Source organism: Sphingorhabdus sp. Alg231-15, assembly GCF_900149705.1.
GTDB lineage: Bacteria > Pseudomonadota > Alphaproteobacteria > Sphingomonadales > Sphingomonadaceae > Parasphingorhabdus.
In genome coordinates this window covers 1,662,354-1,683,938 of sequence record NZ_LT703001.1, presented here as the reverse complement: position 1 = coordinate 1,683,938, position 21,585 = coordinate 1,662,354, and the positions used below count along the sequence as shown (strand labels likewise).

Sequence of the window (21,585 nt, the reverse complement as noted above, 5' to 3'; positions counted from 1 at the left end):
ACATTCCGCCTGATCCTATCACCCCCGGTCAAGAAAGTGTCTGGGACTATCCTCGCCCCGCAATTGCAGAACCAAACACCCATCATCTGCAAATCATCCATAAGGGCGTTGAAATTGCCAATACGCGGGCTGGATATCGGACATTGGAAACGAGCCATCCACCGACCTATTATTTTCCTCCGGAAGACGTGACATGGACCCATTTGTCCGGGAACCTGCATCGCTCGCTTTGTGAGTGGAAGGGCCAGGCCAGCTATCTCGATGCAACAATTGACGGCGATTGTCTGCAAGCTGCGGCCTGGACCTATCGGGAACCTACAGATTCGTTCGCAATGATCCGTAACCATGTCGCTTTCTATCCAGAGCCTTTCGATCAGTGCCTGGTGGATGGTGAAACCGTGACGCCGCAGCCCGGCGGTTTTTATGGGGGATGGGTCACCTCACATGTCGCGGGCCCATTTAAGGGAATACCTGGCAGCCGTTTCTGGTGAACGTCCACTTAAAGGTTGCGCAGCGCTCAATGCTCGGCAACAGTTGTTCTGAGAGAAGAAACATATTTTGGGACAAAGGATTCGAACATGGCAGCAGTAGGACTAGTGGCGACATTAACCGTAGCAGAAGGTAAGAATGCTGATTTCGAAGCAGCGTTTTCAGAACTTATGGCTGCTGTCCGCGAGAATGAACCAGGCAATGAATTTTATTCGGTTTTCCAATGCAAGGACAATCCACAGCAGTATAAAGTACTGGAGCGTTATGTTGATCAGGCGGCTCTGGATGCGCATGGCAAATCGGAACATTTCCGTGCGAGCGGCCCCAAGCTGGCGCCCTGCATGGCAGCGGCACCTGTTCTTGAACATCTTGACGGTATCTAATAGCTGATCAGGGCACGGTGGGTGCAAGCCTCCACCTGTCCGGTTGGCTATGCGTAAATCATCAACCTGGAGTTGCTCTGGGTGGCCTCGCCTCGGATGATCGCTAATGCGGCAAAAGAGGCGAGACCGGTATCAAGATATCTAGGATCGCAGTGTCTTGGTTTTCGATTTAGTCGAGATAAAAATTGACCGTCGTCACAACCCTTACTTTCTTATACGGCGTGTCCGTGACGCCATAGCCGCCGCCATCGCCATCCCGTGAGTTGATCGAGAAATATCCTTGGGTCGCGGATTTGATTCCACCAACATCAGTGCCGCTATCCTCGGCAAACTGCTCTGCCGATTTACGAGCGTCCTTAGTCGCTTCGGCAACCATTTCCGGCTTGATTTCATCAAGTTTGGTGAATGTATAGCTCATGCCTGAACCGTCTTCGAGAACTACCCCCCGACGGACCAAGTCAAATTGCCGGGCGACGGCCGCTTGGGCTTTTTCAATATCATCGGTGCGCAGCGATAGCCGCTGACGGATGGTGTAGCGGGGGATTCCGTTGCTGCTATACTGGTTCACATTTGCACCTGTCGGCTTCAGTGCATCTGCTTCAAAACCGAGCTCGGTAAAAAATTTGCCAATTGCCGCTGTATCCCGATCCATATCGGCCTGTGCTTCCGCCAGATTGGTGCTTTGTGCGCTATAGGCGATGGTCCAGGTTGCGAGATCGGCGGTGACTTCGCGCTCAGCCAGTCCGCGCACCGTCACGCTGCGATCGGCCATTTTTGAGCGTAGCAAACCGTCACCTAGTAGATAACCGCCAGCGATCAGACCGATGGTCAGTAATCCTGCGCTAGCTAGTAATACGTTGTTCTTCTTGTCTAGAAATTTGCTGTCTTTAACATTATCAGTCATTGCTCTTTCCCTTTCGTTCCAAGCGTTTTAAACTGTCTGTAAGATCGCTGTTCGGCTTTGCGATAGCTGCGATGAACCGTTTCTGAACAGCGATGAACGGAGTTTACCCATATGCCGATTCAATATTTACATACGATGCTGCGCGTCACAGACCCGGATGCTACGGTTAAATTTTTCAATCTCCTCGGCCTTGAAGAGGTGCGACGATATGATAGCGAAAAAGGCCGCTTCTCGCTTATCTTTCTCGCTGCGCCGGGCCAAAAAGACGTCGCAGAGGTTGAGCTGACCCACAATTGGCCGGCCGAAGATGGCAGTGGTGAAGACTATGACGGCGGCCGGAATTTCGGTCATCTCGCTTACCGCGTCGAGAATATTTACGAGCTTTGCAAAACACTGATGGATGCAGGTGTGACGATCAACCGACCGCCGCGTGATGGGCACATGGCCTTTGTTCGGACGCCCGACAATATCTCGGTCGAGCTCTTGCAGGCCGGTGATAATCTGCCGGTACAGGAACCATGGGCGAGCATGGAAAATATCGGTGAATGGTAGGGCTTTTTGCCAGCTAGGCTAAAGCAGCCCCTGAATCAGGTTTGGCCGCGAGCTTCGACAGATCAAAGCTGACGACCTGATTTCGACCGTTATTCTTGGCATCATACAGGCGTCTGTCAGCTTTTGCCATGACCGCGCGGAGAGAAGCGCGTTTTGGAATAGATGCAACGCCGACGGAAAAGGTCACAGGCTGTTTGATTTCTGGGACATTGGCATGGACGGATCGAATCAGAACCTGGCAAATCTCTGACAGTTCTGAGGTCGGATTGCCTTTTCGACTACCCCTTTCGTCGGGCTGGATAAGCAAAGCAAATTCCTCACCACCAATCCGCGAAGAAAAATGACGGGTGGCGTTTAGTTCCCGGCCGACGACACGCAGAACTTCATCCCCAATCTCGTGACCATATTGATCATTGACCTGTTTGAAAAAGTCGATGTCGAGAATGGCGAGGTGGCTATATCTGCGCTCAGTCAGATTCTGCTTGAACGCTTTTTCAAAAGCACGGCGGTTGCCGATGGCGGTCAGGCCGTCGGTTTCTGCTAGCAATGTCAATTCTACCTGTTCACGCAGTGTGTGCTCGTGCTTGAGACGGAGCCGCATGATCCGGTTGGCAACGCCAAAGGCGAGGATGATCGTTTCGAGAACCAGCGCAAAATAGAGACCATAGTCAAGTTCCGGAATGCCCAGATATAGGTCCATACCGCGAGCGATACGATCGGCACTGAATGCGATGATCGGTGTCCACGCAGCAATCTGGAACCAGATGGCCTTGCTGCCTCGCCGTAACGCATGACCCATCGTGTAAAGAACGACGAACAAATAAGGGACGAACGAGGCATGATAATAGTTGCGGATATTATTGTCATAACCGTCGGAGCTTTGAAAAATATAGGCGGTCACAAAGACAGGCAGCACCGCAGAAATCAGTAATATTGGACGGAGCCAGCTTGCGATCTTACCCGGTTCGACAAACCGATCGAGGAAGAACCCGCTGGCGGCAATACAAAGGGCGAGAGTCCAGTAGTTGAGAAGGAACTTCGTCATCAGGTCCGTCTCAGGGAAGACCAGAAAGATTAATCCGGACGAGCTGAACGTATAGACCACCGTGCCAGCAATCATGATGCTGTGCCACAGCATGAAACTGTAACGCAGCGCACCATAGAAAAACGCGTTGTAGAAAAAAGGCATGATTGCCATGCCGCACAGCAGAGCGAACATGGCAGAAAGGGGCAGCTTCAGATCGTCCCAGGTTTTTTTGGACTTAAGCTCCATCAATGTGATGGAACTGGCTACACGCGGATTGTCCAGCGACACGAAAACACTTGCGATCTGGCTTCGAATAGTGGGGTCTTCTGATCCCGGAATCGGCAATCCATAATGCCCTTTCGGCCTCCAGCTTTCGACAACTTGCCGCTCGGTAAAATAGGCGGACATGATGGTGCCGTCGGTCAGCAACGAGTGAACAGATATCGAACTGAGTCCGTTATTATCACCCTGTATTTCCACTGTACCAGGAGGAATTGTATCTGCCTTGAAGGGGAATTTCGCCCATAGCTTTGTTCCGACGAAATCAAACTTGCTGTCTGTGCAATTAAATTTGTCGCTCTCAGCAATGACCTGGGAAATATTGCCTTCCGGACCAGTTCCAAATGTGCAGAGGTCGTCTGCCAGTCGCACCGCAGATGCGCTTGCGCCGGAAACAGGCAGCATCAGGCAAAAGCCGAGCAATGCCAGAAATATGGCCAATAAGCGCAATGCGCGATCCTTCCCAACGCTTCCCTTGACTAAGTCTATGTGTCTTAAGGTAAAATGGTTATTTTGCCGTTAACCCTCGACAGCGCCTGGACAGCATCGTAAATTGCCGAACATGCTTGAAATCATTCGAATTCCCGTCTTGTCCGATAACTATGTCTGGTTAGTCCATGAACCGGCATCACAGGAGACCATGGTCGTCGACCCTGCCGTGGCCGAACCGGTGCTCGCAGAAGCGGATAAACGCGGCTGGAAAATCACCCAGATTTGGAACACCCACTGGCATCCCGATCATACAGGCGGCAACGCCGCGATAAAGGAAGCCACCGGTTGCCACATTACCGGGCCAGAAGCAGAGCAGGCGCGGATCCCAACGCTCGATACCATGGTCAAGGAAGGAGATCATGTTCGGCTGGGGGAGGTTGTGGCTGAAGTTATCGATGTTCCAGCGCATACCGCGGGACATATAGCGTTCCACATTGCGGATGAAAAAGTTGTCTTTGTCGGGGATACCCTGTTCGCTATGGGCTGTGGCCGCCTATTTGAAGGTACAGCTGCGCAAATGTATGATAATATGCAAAAACTTTCCAAGTTGCCGGGTGAAACAAAGGTCTATTGCGCCCATGAATATACCCAGGCCAATGGCGAATATGCCTTGGTAGCCGAACCGGAAAATCAGGCGCTGAAAGACCGCATGCAGGCGGTTTTGGCCGCACGGGCCAAGGGAGAGGCGACGGTGCCAACGACCATCGCTCTGGAAGCAGCGACAAACCCATTCATGCGAGCGGCTTCCGCAGCGCAATTGGCAGAACGGCGGACTGCCAAAGACAATTTTTAGGCCTTGATTTCGTTTTTTATCAAATTCATGATATCATGTAACTTTGATGGGGGAACATCGAAGGAGACTCGCCATGCGCAAGATTATTTTCGCATTACCATTGGCACTGATGCTAGCTGCCCCGGCAGCCAATAGCGGCACCGCTGAGGTAAAGCTCAGTGAAAAAGAGCAAACCAAGTTCGACAAGAAAATTGCCGGACGCGAAGCCGGTAAACCAGTAAGTTGTATCAATCGGATCGACCAAAAGAACATGACGGTGATCGGCGATAAATATCTGATTTACGGTCGCAGTGGTAATCCCAAAACCATCTATGTGAACGAGCCCTATGGCGGATGCCGGGATGTGGATCGCAATACCCTGATAACGGTCCGGTCCTCGACGCAGCTTTGCCGCGGCGAGATTGCTCAGGTCCAAAGTCGGCCATCTGGCGCATTTATCGACAGCTGTTCGTTCAGTTCGTTCGTACCCTACACCAAAACCGGTGGCTAACCGCTCCTGACAATGGTCGCGATTACTTCTTGTAAAGCGCGTTCATCCGTTCCTGATAGCGTTCCCGAATGACATGACGCCGGATTTTCATGCTTGGCGTCAGTTCTTCATTTTCGATCGCAAAGGGTTCGTCGGCAAATTCAAACCGGCGAACCTTTTCGGTCACCGTCAAATTCTTGTTCACCCGATCAACGGCTTTACTCACCGCTGACTTGAAGGCTGGATTAGCCTGTAGTTTCAGGAAGTCATAAGCCATGCCCTCCTGCCGCGACCATTCCAGGGCCCATTCGGGATCTGGCACAACAAGCCCGACCATATAGGGACGCTTGTCTCCAACAATCATCGCTTGCAAGATTTCCGGCTGCAAGGTCAGCATGCCTTCCAGCTTCTGAGGCGCCACATTTTCACCCTTGTCGTTGACGATTAGATCTTTCTTGCGATCCGTAATTGCGACCCGTCCTGCTTCGTCAATCAGACCAATATCTCCGGTATGCAGCCAGCCATCTATGATCACACGATCGGTTTCCGCCTGATTGCGCCAGTAGCCCTTCATGACGAGTTCGCCGCGGACCAATATCTCGCCATCGTCGGCAATCTTGACTTCTGTGTCGATCATCGGCGGGCCGACTGTATCCATTTTTAGACCAGTGCGCGGCCGGTTACAGGAAATGATCGGACCGGATTCGGTCTGGCCATAGCCTTGCAGCAATGTCAGTCCTAGTGATTGAAAAAATACGCCGATATCGGGGTTAAGAGGCGCACCGCCCGATACCATCGCCTTGATCCGTCCACCAAAGCGTTTTTGCACTTTGGGACGGAGCGTTTTGTTCAGGAAAATGTCCATCGGCTTGTCGCGCTTGCGTTTTTTGCCGCTGGCCACCCGTTCGCCCATCGCCAATGCCTTGCCGAGCAGATAATTAGGCATCTTGCCCTGCTTTTCGACCGTTTTGATAAGCCGCTGACGCAAAACCTCAAACAAGCGTGGAACCACCACCATTATGGTCGGCCGGACTTCCTCGATATTGGAGGCGAGCTTTTCTAGCCCTTCCGAATAGTAAATTTCCGCACCCAGACCGATGGGGAAAAACTGTCCGGCGCTATGTTCATACGCATGGCTTAGCGGCAGGAACGACAAGAAAACCTCTTCATCCCAACCAAAATCACTTTCGATGACTTCTGCTGGCCCTTTGACATTATGCAAGATTGCGCCATGTGGTTGCATGACGCCGCGGGGCTGTCCACCGGTCCCGCTGGTATAGATGATACAGGCAACATCATCCCGCTTCATGTCCTCAGCCTGGGCGCTTATCTCAACCACATCTTCATCGGTGCCTTGGATCAAGTCATTCCATTGGTGAATGGCAAAATCGCCTGACTGCCCGATCCGCAGATCTGACATGCCAATCACAATATCGGCTTCTGCCGATTTCATAACGGAAGGGATCAGATTTTGCGCAAGTTTCTGATTGGATACAATCACCGCCTTTGCGCCGCTATTGTCCAATATATGCTGATGATCCTGCGGTGTGTTCGTAGTGTAGGTCGGAACGGTAATGCATTTCGCGGCCATGATCGCCAGATCGGCAATACACCATTGTGGGCAATTGTCGGCGACCAGCATGACGCGATCGCCCGGCTTCAGACCGAGTTTCTTGAAGGACTTGGCCAGCGCTGCGACTTGTCGGGCCGCATCTGCCCAACTGGTTGCGCGCCATTCCCCGTCAATTTTGGCGCTCAGAAAGGGCTTATCGCCGCCTTCACTTGCGCGTTCAAAAAACATAGAAACAAGGTTGGAAAACCCGTCAAATTCAAGATAGCGGTTCTTAGATTTTTTTGCCGACACTTTATTCACCCTCTCGCGCAGCCACCCCTTTGAAGGCCAGGCCCCTGTTGTGACTACAGGCTAGCGTGGATAAAAGTTTCGGGCAATGATTTCCAACCCCGAAATGGGAATTGTCTCCATCAAGGTAGCTCGCTAACCGCTTCACCGGTGCTGCGCGGATCAACGGCACCAACCCAGCCCTTGTCGGTTTTTTGAGCACCGGCAAGCTTTGAAGGGAGGTTGCTCGTCACCACAGTGTGGCCAAGACGGGCCAGATCATCTTGCAGCGCAATCAGGTCGCTGTCATTTTCAATCAATAGTCCCGATCCGCCGAAGTAGATATTGGGCATCGCCATCGCATCCTTTAGCGGCAATCCATAATCCAGCACGCCGATCAGCGTTTTGGCGACATGCATGATTATCCGCTTGCCACCTGCGGAACCCAAAGCAAGAACAGGCTTTCCATTGGAATCGTAGACGATCGTGGGCGACATGGAGGAAAGAGGACGTTTGCCCGCTTGCACTCGATTTGCGACTGGCGCACCGTCTTTTTCCGGAGCGAAGGTAAAGTCCGTGAGCTCGTTATTGAGCACCATGCCGCGGGCGAGCAATTGACTGCCGAATGGGCCTTCGACGGTGGATGTCATATTTGCAATATTGCCTTCGCCATCAACTGCTGTGAAATGGGTTGTCCCAGCCACTTCCGATGAAATAGCAGCCGTGCGGGGCAAGGCACCGGGAGGATTGCCGGCAGGATAGGTGTCGATCCCCGGAAACTGAGGCCGTGCGCGTTGTAGTGCGATCATTTGGGAGCGCTTGGAAAGATATTGCTTGTCGATCAAGCCAGCGACAGGGACCGAGACAAAATCCTGATCCGCCAGATATTTTTCACGGTCCGCATAGGCCAGCCGCATGGCTTCACCAACAACATGCCATGCACGCGCTGGTTCCTTTTCATAGAGCATACCCATGTCAAATCGTTCAATTGAGCCGAGTATCTGAAGAACCGTTGTCGCTCCGGATGAGGGCGGGCCCATGCCGCAAATACGATATTCGCGATAGGTGGAGCAGATTGGTTGTCTTAAAATTGCGCTGTAATTGTCAAAATCCTGCTGTGTCAGAACCGAAGGATTTTGCGGTGCTTTACCGACCGCTGCCGAAATCGCGGCCACTGTCTTGCCAGTGTAAAAAGCATCCGCACCGCCAGCTTGCAGTTCGCGGAGCAATTGGCCGAGTTCAGGGTTTTTTATTATCGTTCCTCGCGGAGCAGGCTCTCCATTGCGCCAGTACAGCTTTTGCATGTCGGGGAATTTTACCCAAAGTCTTTCGAGCCGTTTCATCCAGTCATATTGTGGAGGACTGACGGCATAACCCTCTTCGGCCAGTTTGATGGCGGGTTCAAACAATTTCGCCCATGGCAGTTTGCCCCATTTTTTTTGGGCTAGTTCCATCAGCCGCATATTACCCGGTACGCCCACTGACTTCCCGCCTGGTGCGGCATCACGCCAACCTAGGGGTTTACCATCTTCGCCCAAAAAGCGATCCGAAGCAGCCGCTGCCGGCGCCATTTCGCGTCCGTCAATAGTTTCCATCCAGCCGCTTTTCCCATCATGATGCAGCAGAAAGCCGCCGCCGCCAATGCCGCTCGATTGGGGTTCGACGACGGTCAGTGCCAGCATCATCGCCATCGCAGCGTCGGTTGCAGAGCCACCGGCTTGCAGCATTTCAAATCCGGCCTTGGTAGCTTCGGGATGGGCTGATGCCGCGGTGCCAGCATTTTGGGCGCTGGCAGGAACCGCAAGCGGGGTGACCAGGAAAAAAGCGAGTAAAGTCAGGAGTTTTTTCATGGAGCCAAGTTTTATGGATGGCTTGTCTTTTTGGCAAATCATTTGTCGTCTGCTCCTACAGCATCTGAAACCGATGCATATCCGTCGCGATTCAATAGCCGTGCCAGTCCGCAGCTCATCGCACGGGCCATGGTCGGGCCTTCATATATCATAGCGGTGTAAAGCTGAATGAGCGAGGCTCCGGCCCGAATGCGCTGATAGGCGTCTTCCGCATTGGCGATACCACCAACCCCGATAAGCGGGATTTTGCCGCCGCTGGCTTTGCGAAAATCCTTAAGCCGTTGCAGCGCCAGGTCTTTCAGCGGCGCGCCAGACAGACCGCCGGTTTCATCCTGATTGGTCGAATGCAGATTGGGGCGCGTAATAGTGGTATTTGAAACGATAAGCGCATCAATCTTCTGCTTCATGGTGACATCTACTATATCATCAATGTCCGCCGGTTCGAGATCAGGGGCGACTTTCAGGAAAACCGGTACTTTGTGATCACCACGGGCCTGCATGACGGCGGCGAGCAGTTCTTCCAATGCGGCTTTGTCTTGCAACGCGCGTAAGCCCGGTGTGTTAGGCGAGGAAATATTGACCGTCAGATAGTCTGCGCGTGGTGCCATATTCTCGACGCCGATGACATAGTCGGCAATCCGGTCATCGCTATCCTTATTGGCGCCAATATTGATGCCCAGAACGCCTTTGCCCATACGTCTTCGCATTCGTTTCAGGCGCGGTGCCGCTTTTTCCTGCCCTTCATTGTTAAACCCCAACCGGTTTATGACCGCCTTGTCCTTGGGCAACCGGAATATGCGCGGTTTGGGATTGCCTGGCTGTGCGCGCGGCGTCAGCGTCCCGACTTCGGCATAGCCAAAGCCCATACGGATCAGCGCGTCAGGCACTTCACCATTTTTGTCGAAACCGGGTGCCATGCCGATGGGATTGGGAAAATCGAGACCGGCGACCGTGGTGGCCAGAACCGGGTCGGATTTGGGCGCTGGTCCCAAGGGCAGGGCTTTTAGTCCGGCAATGGTGAGGCCGTGGGCCTTCTCCGCTTCGAGTGCGAAAATAAATGGGCGGGCAAGATCATAGAGCATGGCCGCGCCTATGGCATTGCTGGACAGGATCGGCAATCCTCTGCGCGCCAAGTTGAGCTGGAAAAAATTGGCGTTAATTTTGGTCGCAGTCGCAACCAAATATGATATGCGCTTCCCAGAAAGTTGAGGACGATATGATTGCTACCCCTGATTTTGATTTCCAACTTGGTGAAATGGCCGACCAGATCCGTGATACTACGCGGCGCTTTGCCGACGAGAAAATCATGCCATTGGCCCAGAAAATGGACCGTGAAGACTGGTTTCCGCGTGAGCTTTGGGAGCAGATGGGAGAGCTTGGCCTGCATGGCGTGACCGTTGAGGAGGAAGATGGTGGGCTTGGTCTCGGTTATCTGGAACATGCTATAGCGGTTGAAGAAGTAAGCAGGGGCAGCGCGGCGCTGGGACTATCCTATGGCGCGCATAGCAATCTGTGCGTCAACCAGATCCGCCGCTGGGCATCACCGGAGCAAAAAGCGAAATATTTGCCAAAGCTGATTTCCGGAGAACATGTCGGTTCACTCGCCATGTCCGAAGCCGGTGCCGGGTCGGATGTCGTGAGTATGAAATTGAAAGCAGAAGCCGTGCAGGGCGGCTATATATTGAATGGCACCAAATTCTGGATCACCAACTCAACCGATGCGGACACTCTGGTGGTCTATGGTAAAACCCGGCCCGATGCAGGGTCTGGCGGCATCACAGCTTTCCTGATTGAAAAGGGCATGAAGGGTTTTTCCATCGGCCAGAAAATCGAGAAAGTCGGGATGAAGGGCAGCCCGACAGCGGAGCTGGTATTTGACGATTGCGAAGTGCCGGAAGAAAACGTGATGGGACCGATTAATGGCGGCGTGGGCGTGCTTATGTCTGGTCTCGACTATGAGCGCGCGGTGCTGGCTGCAATCCCTTTGGGATTGATGCAAGCCTGTCTCGATACGGTCATACCTTATGTCCGTGAGCGTAAACAGTTTGGCAAGCCGATTGGCACGTTTCAGCTGATGCAAGGCAAGATTGCCGATATGTATGTCCGGCTCAACAGCGCGCGCTCTTACGTTTATGCAGTAAACAAGGCATGTGACGCCGGTCAGACAACGCGTTTTGATGCCGCCGGTGCTGTCATGTATGCGTCCGAAAGCAGCGTCCGTGTTGCTGAAGAATCGGTCCAGGCGCTAGGCGGGGCCGGCTACACGACCGACTGGCCGGTTGAGCGTTATTGGCGCGATTCCAAATTGCTGGACATTGGCGCAGGAACCAATGAAATTCGCCGCATGCTGATTGGCCGCGAATTAATTGGTGGCGCCTGATGAAGCTGCTGCTCACCGGCTCATCGGGTTGGTTGGGCAGGTTTCTGGCACCGAGGCTTGAAGCGATCGGTCACCAAGTAACCGGTCTGGATGTTGCGGCCGGGGACCACACCGCTATCGTTGGCTCGGTGGCTGATCGGGCGTTGATCGACAAGACTTTCGACGACCATGGCATTGAGGCTGTCATCCATGCAGGCGCACTGCACAAACCCGATATTGTCCGTTATCCCAGCAGCGCCTTTGTCGATGTGAATGTCACTGGCACGCTGAACCTTCTGGAAGCCGCGGTACAGGCTGGTCATGACCGGTTTGTCTTCACCTCAACAACCTCTCTGATGATTTCCGAAGCCGTGCGTGCCGGCCGTGCCGGCGGGGCTGAACAGGCCTTTTGGCTGGATGAAGAATTCGGCCCTCTGAAACCGCGCAATATCTATGGTGTCACGAAGATATCGGCAGAGCATCTGTGCCGTCTCTATCACAAGCTGCACGGAATTAGCGTCGCGGTTTTGCGCACGGGCCGTTTCTTTCCCGAAGACGATGATACGCTTGAGATACCAAGCGGCCCCAATCTGAAAGCCAATGAATTACTGAACCGGCGATTGACTGTCGAGGATGCCGCTGACGCTCATATTGCCGCGTTGGATCGCATTGCTGACTTGGGTTTCGAGACGTTTGTTTTATCAGCGGCAACGCCGTTTACCCGAGAAGATTGCAAACAGCTTCTCGAGGACGCACCATCGGTGATCGCGCGTTGCTTTCCCGAAGCCAAAGCCTTGTATGAGGAAAAAGGCTGGGTGTTGCCGGATCATATTGATCGTGTTTACGATGCCGGGAAAGCGGAGAAACTTTTGGGTTTTCGGGGCAAGACCAGCTTCGCCAGCATTTTGGAAGCTCTGGCAGAAGATCGCCCGATGCCCTTTCATCATGATCCCAGTTATCTCTCTCCAAAGGAGGCTATATGACCTACACGCTGATTACCGCAAACCGGAACTATTCAAGCTGGTCGCTACGCCCGTGGATGTTGATGAAGGCGCTGGATATCCCGTTCAAAGACGAGATCATCTATTTTGAAGAAGACAATTATGAGCGGTTTCGGGCCTTTGCTCCCAATGCCCAGGTGCCCTGTTTGAAGGACGATGATCGCACGATTTGGGATTCGCTCGCGATCATGGAATATCTCGCGGAGCGGAACGAGGGTGTCTGGCCAGAGGATGAAAAGGCACGGACTTGGGCGCGTTGTGCGGCAGCGGAAATGCATGGCGGTTTCGCGCCGCTACGCAATATCTGCCCGATGAATATTGGAATCCGGGCGGAGCTACATGACATCGAGACGCCGCTTCAACGCAATGTGAGCCGGATCGGCGAGCTATTTGCCGAAGGTTTGAACAGCTTTGGCGGACCCTGGCTAGCGGGCGACAAGTTTACCGCCGTGGATGCCTTTTATGCGCCGGTGGCCTACCGCGTGCGGACATTTGATCTCGATATTGGATCGAAAGGCAGGGCATGGGTGGATAATATCATTGCCCATCCCGCCATGCAGGCTTGGGAGACCGAAGCACTTGCCGAGCCGCATCGCGAAATTGGTCATGAAGAAGAGATTGCTGCGGTGGCCAGAGTGACCGAAGATTTCCGGACACCTGTTTGATCTGGAACAGATGCAAAGAGTGGTGCTTCGCTTGACGGTGGCAAGCCAATAGGCCATGGCCGCGCTCAGCAATGGTGCGTTGCAACAATCTAATCTGACATCTCAATCGGTGGGGACCGAATCATGGCAATACACAGCGACTTCAAACGCGACTGGCTTTCCAATCCGAAAACCGAGTTTCTGGCTGGTTTGGTTGTTGCGCTTGCGTTGATCCCTGAGGCTATTGGCTTTGCCATTATTGCCGGAGTTGATCCGCGTGTTGGTCTCTATGCCAGTTTCTCGATCGCCGTAATTATCTCGATGATTGGCGGCCGACCGGGAATGATCAGCGCCGCGACAGCGGCAGTGGCCGTATTGGTCGTTCCGCTGGTGCGCGATCATGGGGTCGAATATCTGTTCGCAGCAACCATATTAATGGGCATTTTTCAAGCCATCGCGGCGTTGCTCAGACTGGACCTGTTGATGCGCTTTGTCTCGCGGTCGGTCATTACCGGATTTGTGAACGCGCTCGCCATCCTTATCTTCATGGCGCAGCTCCCGCAACTGACCGGTGAAGCCTTTACTTGGCAGACCTATGCGATGGTCGCGGCCGGTCTGGCGATCATCTACGGCTTGCCGAAGCTCACCAGCTGGGTGCCGTCACCCTTGGCCGCAATCATCGTGCTGGCGGCGGTCAGCATCTATTTCAGGGTCGATGTATCAACCGTTGGCGATATGGGGGAGTTGCCTGACAGCTTGCCATGGATCCACATTCCGCAAATTCCGATCACCTGGGAAACATTGCAGATTATTGCGCCTTATTCATTGGCGATGGCGGCGGTTGGCTTACTGGAATCTCTGCTCACGGCCTCGATTGTCGATGATATGACCGAGACCCGCAGTGACAAGAAACGGGAAACCTATGGTCAGGGCATTGCCAATTTCGTAACCGGTTTTATCGGCGGCATGGGCGGCTGTGCGATGATCGGTCAATCGGTAATCAATATTAAATCGGGCGGGCGCAGGCGCCTTTCAACCTTTGTAGCAGGTGTGATGCTGTTGGTACTTATCGTTGGTCTTGGGCCACTGGTCGCACAAATCCCGATGCCAGCTTTGGTCGCGGTGATGATCTTTGTTTCCATCAGCACCTTCCGTTGGAAGAGCTTTACGGAAATCACCCACCACCCGTGGCCATCCAATTTCGTTATGATCGCCACTGTGGTGATGGTTGTCGCAACCCATGATCTGTCCATTGGTGTTCTGACCGGCGTCTTGCTCTCTGGTATCTTCTTCGCATGGAAAGTGCGTCAGCTCGTCACTATTCAGGATTTCGTGGAAGTCACTACCCACCGTTATGTCTTTGGTGGCCAGATATTCTTTGGCTCGGTCGATATGCTCTATGAAGCGATGGAGTTTAACGAAGAAGGTATTGATACTGTGATTATCGATGTTCACGATGCGCACTTCTGGGATATCTCGGCGACCGGCATGCTCGACAAGATTGTCGAACGCCTGCAAAATGAAGGCAAGACGGTTGAGCTTATTGGCCTGAATGAAGCCAGCGCGACATTGGTTGAGAAATATAGTGATAATGACCGGCCGTTTGAAAGCCTGGGCGTGGTTGGACACTAGGCATCCGGAACAGATCGCGTTGTAGGCTGTTTGGCATGAGCAATCATTGTTTTTGTTGTTTGTGCTTTTGACTGCATCTAGGCTCCGGCCCAGCGAAACTGTTCGAACCCCACAGGAGCCAAAGCCATGATCATATTGCACCATCTAGAATATAGTCGTTCAACGCGTATCATCTGGTTGCTGGAAGAACTCGGTATCGACTATGAGATGGTTCGGCATCAACGTCATCCCGAGACCATGCGCGCACAAGCCGATCTGGCGGCTATCCATCCGCTCGCCAAGGCACCGACCGTTATCATCGACGATCATCTGATGATGGAATCAGGGGCGGTGATTGAATATATATTGGAGCAATATGGAGACGGTAAGCTGGCGCCGGGACCGGGGGCCAAGGACAGGGCTGAGTATCTGGAATGGTTGCATTTCGCCGAAGGTACATTGGCCAATCCAGTAATCGTGCAGATGCTCGCGCCGCGTTTCGGTGGATTAGGTGAAGGCTATGCGCCGTTTGTCGAGGGCGAGGTCGTCAAGCTGCTCGACTATGTGGAGCACCATATCGATAATCGTGAATTTCTGGTCGGCGACAGTTTCACCGGCGCTGACATTAATATCATGTATGTAATCGAACTCGCCATGGCCGCTGGTATGCTCGCCAATCGGCCAGCGACGATGGACTATGGCAAACGGATGATGGCCCGGGCGGGCTATAAAAAGGCAATTGAATTGGGCGGACCGGTCGTACCTACGCTTGCGGGTTAGTGTCTGCTGCTGATCAACGGTCAGGCCCTGTTGGCGGACGTTCGCTAACCGCGCTTTTGCTAGTTCTGACGTTATGTGCATTTGCTGGCAACAGTCTGCTGAATCGCGCGGCGTTGGCTGAGAATACCATCGATTGGGCGAGTTTCACCGCGATCCGCATCGTTTCGGGCGCGCTTTTGCTGGGGCTGCTATTTGGATGGCGTCATGGTCGTGCGGTGTTGCCACGCCGCGATACGATCGTTCCAGCGGTTGCTCTATTCTTATATGCTGTCAGCTTCTCATTTGCTTATGTATCGCTGGATGCTGCAATTGGCGCCCTGATCCTGTTTCCAGCTGGGCAATTGAGCCTGCAGATGATTGGCATAGTGCGTGGTATCTATCCAACGGCTATCCAATGGGCGGGGCTGTTGTTGGCCATTGCTGGACTTGCTGTATTTCTGGCACCAGGGGACACGGCGCCGCCACTGGCTGGTGGTCTGATCATGGCGCTGGCCGGCATTTCCTGGGGTTTTTATAGCTGGGCCGGAAAAGGCGCAGCGCGGCCCGCTCTCGCCACAGCGCGGAATTTTGTCGGGGCGGCGGTGCTGTGCCTGTTGCTCATTCCTGTGTTGGGTAGCGGCGAACATGTTCAGCCAACCGGTGTCATGTTGGCGATAATCTCCGGCACTATCACATCGGGACTGGGCTATATTACCTGGTATGCCGTTCTGCCGCGATTGTCGGTTAGTACCGCCGCCGCCTCACAGCTTTCAGTACCGGCGATTGCCGCGCTGGGCGGGGTGCTGCTGCTTGGCGAAATACTGACGACACGGTTTTTCATCGGTAGCGCGATGATTTTTGCAGGGATTGGATTGACTATGATCAAATGGAGCGGGTTTAAGCCGCGCCAACAGAGTCTCTGACCACGGCTTCTCCCGTCTCGCGCTGGGCTCTCAATTCCGCCTTCAACTTGGCGGGATCCCGGGCAAAGACGAAGCCAAAGCTAACACCGCCTTCCTTGCCGACAGTTGCATGGTGCAGCTTATGGGCTTGCACCAGACGCTTGGCATAGCCGCGCTTAGGAACATATTTGAAATAGCGCTGATGCACCAACCCGTCGTGGATCAGGGTGTATATGATGCCATATATCAATATACCTAGCCCAATCCATGTGCCCGGTTCCCAGGCGGAATTGCCCATGATCATCGGACTGCCAACGACAAACATGGAAATGCTCATCACTGCTCCGGCAATGCCATAGAGGTCGTTTTTCTCCAGCACCTTATCATGTGGCTCGTGATGATCGCGGTGCCAATTCCAGCCGAAGCCATGCATGATATATTTGTGCGCGCCCCATGCGACAAATTCCATCGCGATGACGGAAGCAACTATGGTGGCTATGATAGCAAAAATGGTCATCTGGTGAAGATACGCCTTTCTGATGGTCTTTTGAAGTCACTTCTCGCTTGCACGGGCAATTGATCTGGGTAAACGAAACACCATATTGCATTAGAGGATGGTGAAACCCCGGATGAACAAAGCAAAGACCCTGTACGAGAAAATCTGGGATGCCCATGTCGTGGATCAGCGCGATGACGGCACGGCGCTGATCTATATTGACCGGCATCTCGTGCATGAGGTGACCAGTCCGCAGGCTTTTGAAGGACTCCGTAAGGCCGATCGCAAGGTTCGTCGCCCCGATCTGACACTGGCTGTTCCCGATCATAACCTGCCGACGACACCGCGTGTCGATGCCAATGGTAACAAGATACCAATTGCCGATCCGCAAAGTGCAGCACAGCTCGAAGCTCTGGAAGCCAATGCGCCAGCTTTCGGAATCAAATATATCGGTGCGAGTGACAAAGAACAGGGGATTGTTCATGTTATCGGGCCGGAACAGGGCTTTACACTGCCTGGCACCACGCTGGTCTGCGGAGACAGCCATACAGCCGCACATGGTGCGCTGGGCGCGCTCGCCTTTGGCATTGGCACCAGCGAAGTCGAGCATGTCCTGGCCACACAGACACTGCAGCTATCCCGGTCCAAATCAATGGAAATTCGGGTTGAGGGACTACTCGGTCCCGGCATCAGTCCTAAAGACCTGATCCTGCACATCATCGGCGTCATTGGTGCAGCGGGTGGTACCGGCCATGTCGTGGAATATCGTGGCGAGGTGTTTGAGAAAATGTCGATCGAAGGCCGGTTGACCGTATCGAACATGTCAATCGAGGCTGGCGCGCGTGCTGGCCTGATCGCGCCTGATGAAACAACCTTTGCCTATCTTAAAGACCGTCCGATGGCGCCCAAGGGAGCGGACTGGGATGCGGCTGTTGCCTATTGGAAAAACTTGCGTACCGACGATGGTGCGGTTTTCGACAAGACCGTGATAATTGACGCAGCCGACGTTGCACCAACGGTGACCTGGGGCACGAGTCCTGAAGATGTCCTGCCGGTAACTGGTCAGGTTCCGGCTCCAGAGAGTTTTGCCGACCCGTCCAAGCAGGATGCAGCGCGCAAGTCATTGGAATATATGGGGCTTTCGGCGGGACAGCCGCTGTCGGATGTTTCGGTCGAAAACATCTTTATTGGCAGTTGCACCAACAGCCGGATTGAGGATTTACGAGCAGCAGCCAAGGTTCTCGAAGGCCGCAAAAAGGCAGATGGTGTGAAATGGGCGATTGTGGTGCCCGGATCCGGCCTCGTTAAAGCACAGGCAGAAGCGGAAGGTCTGGATGCGATCTTCAAGGCTTCCGGTTTTGAATGGCGAGAACCGGGCTGTTCTGCCTGTCTTGGGATGAATCCCGACAAAGTCCCACCGGGAGAACGCTGCGCCTCGACGTCCAATCGCAATTTCGTTGGTCGCCAAGGGCCTGGTGCCAGAACCCATTTAATGTCTCCTGCAATGGCAGCTGCGGCTGCGGTTGCCGGCAAACTTACAGATGTTCGCGAACTGATAGGATAAGGCTTAGATATGGCAGACGATAAGAAGAAACCTGAAGATGACGGCGCAAACGAAAAGAAAAGCAAATGGTCAACCGGTGCCAAGGTGGGTGCTGCCGTTGGTTCGGCAGCCGTTGCCGCAGCCCTGATCTATGCCGGTCGACACAAAATGCGCAAGCTGGATGAGTTCAAGGCCTCTGAGCCAAAACCCGGCACACGTTATGAGAATGAGCCGGTGGATGGTTCTGAAGAGGATGAAGAATGAAACCGGTCCGTTCGGTTGAAGGGCGCGCCATTCCCTTTGGTCAGAAAAATGTCGATACCGATGTGATCATTGCGGCCGAATGGCTCAAAACCATATCCCGGGAAGGTCTGGGCGAGGGCGCGTTTGAATCGATCCGAGCCAAAGAGGGCAATGTTTTCGACGATCCTGAATATGCAGGAGCCTCAGTCTTGATCGCGGGTGATAATTTTGGATGCGGCTCCAGCCGTGAGCATGCCGCATGGGCGCTCGACGACATGGGTATAAAGGCGATTATCGCGCCGAGCTTTTCTGATATTTTTTCCAGCAATGCATTTAAAAATGGCCTGCTCGCTATCCCCTTGCCGCAAGAAGCCATTGACCGTTTGATGGAGGTCGCCAAAACCGATCCGATAACTATCGATATGGAAAGTATGAGTGTAACCACACCGTTTCAGGATCGCTTTACCTTCGAGATGGATCCTTTCCGGCACCAATGCTTGATGGACGGGCTTGATGAAATTGACCTGACAATGTCAAAATCCGATGCCATAGAAGCGCATGAGGCAAGGGTCGATTCTGCACATGCTTGGCATAAGCCAGTCATAGCTTGAACGCGCTCGAGAATTATTAAGGGAAGAGGAAGAAATAATGAAAGCACTAATGTCCACGAAAGTCGGTGGTCCAGATAGTCTTGAGATGCTCGAGGTTGAAAGTCCGGCAGCTGGCAAGGGTCAGGTGGTCATTGATGTGAAGGCATGTTCGATCAACTATCCCGATGTGCTCATCATTCAGGACATGTATCAATTCAAGCCACCCCGGCCTTTTGCGCCCGGTGGTGAAGTGTCAGGTGTCATCGCGGAAATTGGCGAAGGCGTAACTGGCTTGAAGGTCGGTGATCGTGTCGCCTCGACCACTGGCCATGGTGGTCTCGTGGAGCAAGTTGCTGTTGATCATAACAGCGTGTTTAAAATCCCCGATACGGTCAGCTTTGAAGATGCCTCCGCGCTTATCCTGACCTATGGAACATCCATTCATGCCTTGGTTGATCGCGGCCATATCAAGGAAGGCGACACGCTTTTGGTGCTTGGTGCATCTGGCGGGGTCGGCATCGCTGCGGTTGAGCTGGGCAAAGCCTTTGGCGCACGCGTCGTTGCTGCTGTTTCGTCCGAAGAAAAAGCCGAATTTGCAAAAGCTGCTGGTGCCGACGAAACGGTAGTCTATGGCCGCGCTCCTTTTGACAAGGATCAGTCGAAAGCTCTGGCCGCACAGTTCAAAGCAGCCGTCGGCCCGAATGGCGCGGATGTCATTTATGATGCGGTTGGCGGTGACTATAGCGAGCCCGCTGTTCGATCTATCGCGTGGGAAGGTCGTTTTCTTGTTGTTGGTTTCCCTGCGGGCATCGCCAAATTGCCACTGAACCTCACTCTGCTCAAATCCTGTGATGTTTGCGGTGTATTCTGGGGCGCTTATGCAATGCGCGATCCAGCAGGCAACCGGTCCCATATCAACCGGCTGTTCAAGCTGTGGGGGCAAGGCATGATCCAGCCGCGCGTTTCAGAAGTTTTCGACTTTGCCGATGCCGGAAAAGCGATCCAGAAAATGGCAGATCGCGGCGCTATTGGTAAGCTTGTTGTGAAAGTTGCAGACTGATCAACACAGGCCTCTTGTCGCCAATGCGGCCAATGCCTATTTCTATTCAACATCATCCAGTGATGGACAAACGCTAGTTAGGGAAAATTATGGCCGGTTTTGAAGATCGTGAAAAAGCATTTGAAACGAAATTCGCGCGCGATGAGGAAATGCAATTCAAGATCACAGCCCGGCGAAACCGGCTTCTCGGTGAGTGGGCTGCGGAGAAAATGAGCCTGACTGCAGAGGAAACTGATGCCTATGCCAAAGCGGTTGTACAGGCGGACTTTGAAGAAGCGGGTGACGAAGATGTCATTCGCAAGCTGCTGGGTGATCTGACTTCGGCAGGCGTTGAAATTGACGATGCCGGTATCCGTACGGTGCTGACCGACAAAATGGTGGAAGCGCGCCGCCAGTTTATTGAAGAAGCTGAGTAGGACGATCTGCAATGCCGATGGCGAGTGATGACATTAAAGCGATGATCCTGGAGGCCTTTCCGGATGCGGTTGTCGAGATTCAGGATTTGGCTGGTGACGGCGACCATTATGCGGCCAAAGTAATAGCCCCGGCATTTGCCGGTATGAACCGGGTTAAACAACATCAGGCCGTTTATGCGGCTTTAAAAGGTAAAATGGGCGGAGAGCTGCACGCGTTGCAGCTGACCACTGGAGTACCAGAATAAACGTGAGTTCGGAGCGGAACTTGCAAAGGAGAATGAAGATGAGCGACGCAGTAAATGCAAAAATTGACACGATGGTCACATCCAATGACGTTGTGCTTTTCATGAAGGGCACACCCTTGTTCCCGCAATGCGGCTTTTCCAGCAAAGCCGTTGCGATTCTTGAACATCTTGGTGTCGGTTTTGAATCTGTGGACGTACTGCAGGACATGGAAGTGCGCCAGGGAATCAAGGAATTTTCCGACTGGCCAACCATTCCGCAACTTTATGTCAAAGGCGAGTTTGTCGGCGGTAGTGACATCATGATGGAAATGTATGAAGCCGGTGAACTGGGTGAGCTGATGGCCGAGAAAAAGGTCGCGCCAGCAGCAAGCTAGGCGACGCCTGATAGATTGCCGCCACGAGGCGACTTTCACCACTGGAATCAAGAACGGCCCGGATTAGGAGATCCGGGCCGTTTCTATTTGGGTATAGTGGTTGTTTAAATTTTTAATGAGAGGGGACGGCGGAGACCAGTACGCTGTCCCCCTCATTTGCGTTTCATGGGTGTGAAACATAGGAACACACATTACTATGCACCGCATATGCCAGTTTTTGCGATGCTTTATTTTTCAAACAGTTACATGGTTTCAACTGTGTTA

24 protein-coding genes are annotated in these 21,585 nt (G+C 53.3%); 18 read left to right on the top strand and 6 right to left on the bottom strand.

Annotation, left to right across the window (positions count from 1 at the left end; translation table 11 throughout):
* Window positions 1-2 precede the first annotated feature (2 nt).
* Both DG177_RS08315 and DG177_RS08310 read left to right on the top strand, forming a co-directional pair.
* Entirely contained in the window at window positions 3-491 is a 489-nt protein-coding gene (locus DG177_RS08315; protein ID WP_443216434.1) for a DUF427 domain-containing protein, read from the top strand.
* An 87-nt stretch (window positions 492-578) separates the two neighbouring features.
* Window positions 579-872 (top strand): antibiotic biosynthesis monooxygenase, encoded by a 294-nt coding sequence (locus DG177_RS08310; protein ID WP_108811050.1) that lies wholly within the window; start codon window positions 579-581, stop codon window positions 870-872.
* A gap of 169 nt (window positions 873-1,041) precedes the next feature.
* On the opposite strand, the gene DG177_RS08305 is transcribed toward DG177_RS08310, so the two are convergent.
* On the bottom strand, window positions 1,042-1,776 hold the full coding sequence (locus DG177_RS08305; protein ID WP_108811049.1) for an SIMPL domain-containing protein: 735 nt from the start codon (window positions 1,774-1,776) through the stop codon (window positions 1,042-1,044).
* A 111-nt stretch (window positions 1,777-1,887) separates the two neighbouring features.
* On the opposite strand from DG177_RS08305, the gene DG177_RS08300 reads away from it, so the two are divergent.
* Window positions 1,888-2,328, top strand: a complete 441-nt coding sequence (locus DG177_RS08300) for a VOC family protein (protein ID WP_108811048.1) — start codon at window positions 1,888-1,890, stop codon at window positions 2,326-2,328.
* Between the two features lie 13 nt (window positions 2,329-2,341).
* Here the strand turns inward: DG177_RS08300 and DG177_RS08295 are convergent, their stop codons facing one another.
* Window positions 2,342-4,084, bottom strand: coding sequence for a diguanylate cyclase (locus DG177_RS08295; RefSeq protein ID WP_108811047.1), 1,743 nt, complete (start codon window positions 4,082-4,084; stop codon window positions 2,342-2,344).
* Window positions 4,085-4,196: 112 nt separating this feature from the next.
* On the opposite strand from DG177_RS08295, the gene gloB reads away from it, so the two are divergent.
* Together gloB and DG177_RS08285 are read left to right on the top strand one after the other, a co-directional pair.
* Window positions 4,197-4,919 carry a hydroxyacylglutathione hydrolase gene (gene gloB, locus DG177_RS08290; protein WP_108811046.1) on the top strand — a complete coding sequence of 241 codons (723 nt, stop codon included), beginning with the start codon at window positions 4,197-4,199 and terminating at the stop codon, window positions 4,917-4,919.
* Between the two features lie 73 nt (window positions 4,920-4,992).
* Window positions 4,993-5,409: a hypothetical protein gene (locus DG177_RS08285; protein WP_108811045.1), complete on the top strand. Its 417-nt coding sequence runs from the start codon at window positions 4,993-4,995 to the stop codon at window positions 5,407-5,409.
* Between the two features lie 22 nt (window positions 5,410-5,431).
* Here the strand turns inward: DG177_RS08285 and DG177_RS08280 are convergent, their stop codons facing one another.
* The 3 genes from DG177_RS08280 to DG177_RS08270 form a co-directional block, all read right to left on the bottom strand.
* The gene (locus tag DG177_RS08280; RefSeq protein ID WP_108812872.1) at window positions 5,432-7,189 is read right to left on the bottom strand and encodes an AMP-binding protein; all 1,758 of its coding nucleotides are present in this window, start codon (window positions 7,187-7,189) and stop codon (window positions 5,432-5,434) included.
* Window positions 7,190-7,371: 182 nt separating this feature from the next.
* Entirely contained in the window at window positions 7,372-9,120 is a 1,749-nt protein-coding gene (gene ggt / locus DG177_RS08275; RefSeq protein WP_337658642.1) for a gamma-glutamyltransferase, read from the bottom strand.
* A complete protein-coding gene (locus DG177_RS08270; protein WP_108812870.1) occupies window positions 9,117-10,160 on the bottom strand; it encodes a quinone-dependent dihydroorotate dehydrogenase in 1,044 nt (347 codons plus the stop codon). The genes ggt and DG177_RS08270 overlap by 4 nt, the downstream gene beginning before the upstream one ends.
* 134 nt (window positions 10,161-10,294) lie before the next feature.
* Here DG177_RS08270 and DG177_RS08265 point away from each other — a divergent pair, with 134 nt between their 5' ends.
* The 6 genes from DG177_RS08265 to DG177_RS08240 all read left to right on the top strand — a co-directional run bounded on the left by DG177_RS08265 (window position 10,295) and on the right by DG177_RS08240 (window position 16,375).
* On the top strand, window positions 10,295-11,458 hold the full coding sequence (locus tag DG177_RS08265) for an acyl-CoA dehydrogenase family protein (protein ID WP_108812869.1): 1,164 nt from the start codon (window positions 10,295-10,297) through the stop codon (window positions 11,456-11,458).
* Window positions 11,458-12,420 carry an NAD-dependent epimerase/dehydratase family protein gene (locus DG177_RS08260; protein WP_108811044.1) on the top strand — a complete coding sequence of 321 codons (963 nt, stop codon included), beginning with the start codon at window positions 11,458-11,460 and terminating at the stop codon, window positions 12,418-12,420. The genes DG177_RS08265 and DG177_RS08260 overlap by 1 nt, the downstream gene beginning before the upstream one ends.
* On the top strand, window positions 12,417-13,103 hold the full coding sequence (locus tag DG177_RS08255) for a glutathione S-transferase N-terminal domain-containing protein (RefSeq protein ID WP_108811043.1): 687 nt from the start codon (window positions 12,417-12,419) through the stop codon (window positions 13,101-13,103). The genes DG177_RS08260 and DG177_RS08255 overlap by 4 nt, the downstream gene beginning before the upstream one ends.
* Window positions 13,104-13,226: 123 nt before the next feature.
* Complete coding sequence (locus tag DG177_RS08250) at window positions 13,227-14,714, top strand: SulP family inorganic anion transporter (protein ID WP_108811042.1); 1,488 nt, start codon at window positions 13,227-13,229, stop codon at window positions 14,712-14,714.
* 126 nt (window positions 14,715-14,840) lie between these two features.
* Window positions 14,841-15,473, top strand: a complete 633-nt coding sequence (locus DG177_RS08245; RefSeq protein ID WP_108811041.1) for a glutathione S-transferase N-terminal domain-containing protein — start codon at window positions 14,841-14,843, stop codon at window positions 15,471-15,473.
* The gene (locus DG177_RS08240; protein WP_108811040.1) at window positions 15,473-16,375 is read left to right on the top strand and encodes an EamA family transporter; all 903 of its coding nucleotides are present in this window, start codon (window positions 15,473-15,475) and stop codon (window positions 16,373-16,375) included. Before DG177_RS08245 ends, DG177_RS08240 begins: the two co-directional genes overlap by 1 nt.
* Here the strand turns inward: DG177_RS08240 and DG177_RS08235 are convergent.
* Window positions 16,350-16,871, bottom strand: a complete 522-nt coding sequence (locus tag DG177_RS08235) for a sterol desaturase family protein (RefSeq protein WP_337658641.1) — start codon at window positions 16,869-16,871, stop codon at window positions 16,350-16,352. The genes DG177_RS08240 and DG177_RS08235 overlap by 26 nt on opposite strands.
* 112 nt (window positions 16,872-16,983) lie before the next feature.
* Between DG177_RS08235 and leuC the strand changes: the two genes are divergently transcribed.
* From leuC to grxD, 7 genes are all read left to right on the top strand, one after another.
* Window positions 16,984-18,414 carry a 3-isopropylmalate dehydratase large subunit gene (gene leuC / locus DG177_RS08230; protein ID WP_108812867.1) on the top strand — a complete coding sequence of 477 codons (1,431 nt, stop codon included), beginning with the start codon at window positions 16,984-16,986 and terminating at the stop codon, window positions 18,412-18,414.
* 9 nt (window positions 18,415-18,423) lie between these two features.
* On the top strand, window positions 18,424-18,657 hold the full coding sequence (locus DG177_RS08225) for a hypothetical protein (RefSeq protein ID WP_108811039.1): 234 nt from the start codon (window positions 18,424-18,426) through the stop codon (window positions 18,655-18,657).
* On the top strand, window positions 18,654-19,247 hold the full coding sequence (gene leuD, locus DG177_RS08220) for a 3-isopropylmalate dehydratase small subunit (protein ID WP_108811038.1): 594 nt from the start codon (window positions 18,654-18,656) through the stop codon (window positions 19,245-19,247). Before DG177_RS08225 ends, leuD begins: the two co-directional genes overlap by 4 nt.
* A 37-nt stretch (window positions 19,248-19,284) precedes the next feature.
* Window positions 19,285-20,286 carry a zinc-binding dehydrogenase gene (locus tag DG177_RS08215; RefSeq protein ID WP_108811037.1) on the top strand — a complete coding sequence of 334 codons (1,002 nt, stop codon included), beginning with the start codon at window positions 19,285-19,287 and terminating at the stop codon, window positions 20,284-20,286.
* Between the two features lie 89 nt (window positions 20,287-20,375).
* A complete protein-coding gene (locus tag DG177_RS08210; protein WP_108811036.1) occupies window positions 20,376-20,702 on the top strand; it encodes an ATPase inhibitor subunit zeta in 327 nt (108 codons plus the stop codon).
* Window positions 20,703-20,713: 11 nt separating this feature from the next.
* Window positions 20,714-20,947 carry a BolA/IbaG family iron-sulfur metabolism protein gene (locus DG177_RS08205; protein ID WP_108811035.1) on the top strand — a complete coding sequence of 78 codons (234 nt, stop codon included), beginning with the start codon at window positions 20,714-20,716 and terminating at the stop codon, window positions 20,945-20,947.
* 38 nt (window positions 20,948-20,985) lie between these two features.
* On the top strand, window positions 20,986-21,321 hold the full coding sequence (grxD, locus tag DG177_RS08200) for a Grx4 family monothiol glutaredoxin (protein WP_108811034.1): 336 nt from the start codon (window positions 20,986-20,988) through the stop codon (window positions 21,319-21,321).
* Window positions 21,322-21,585: the final 264 nt, after the last annotated feature.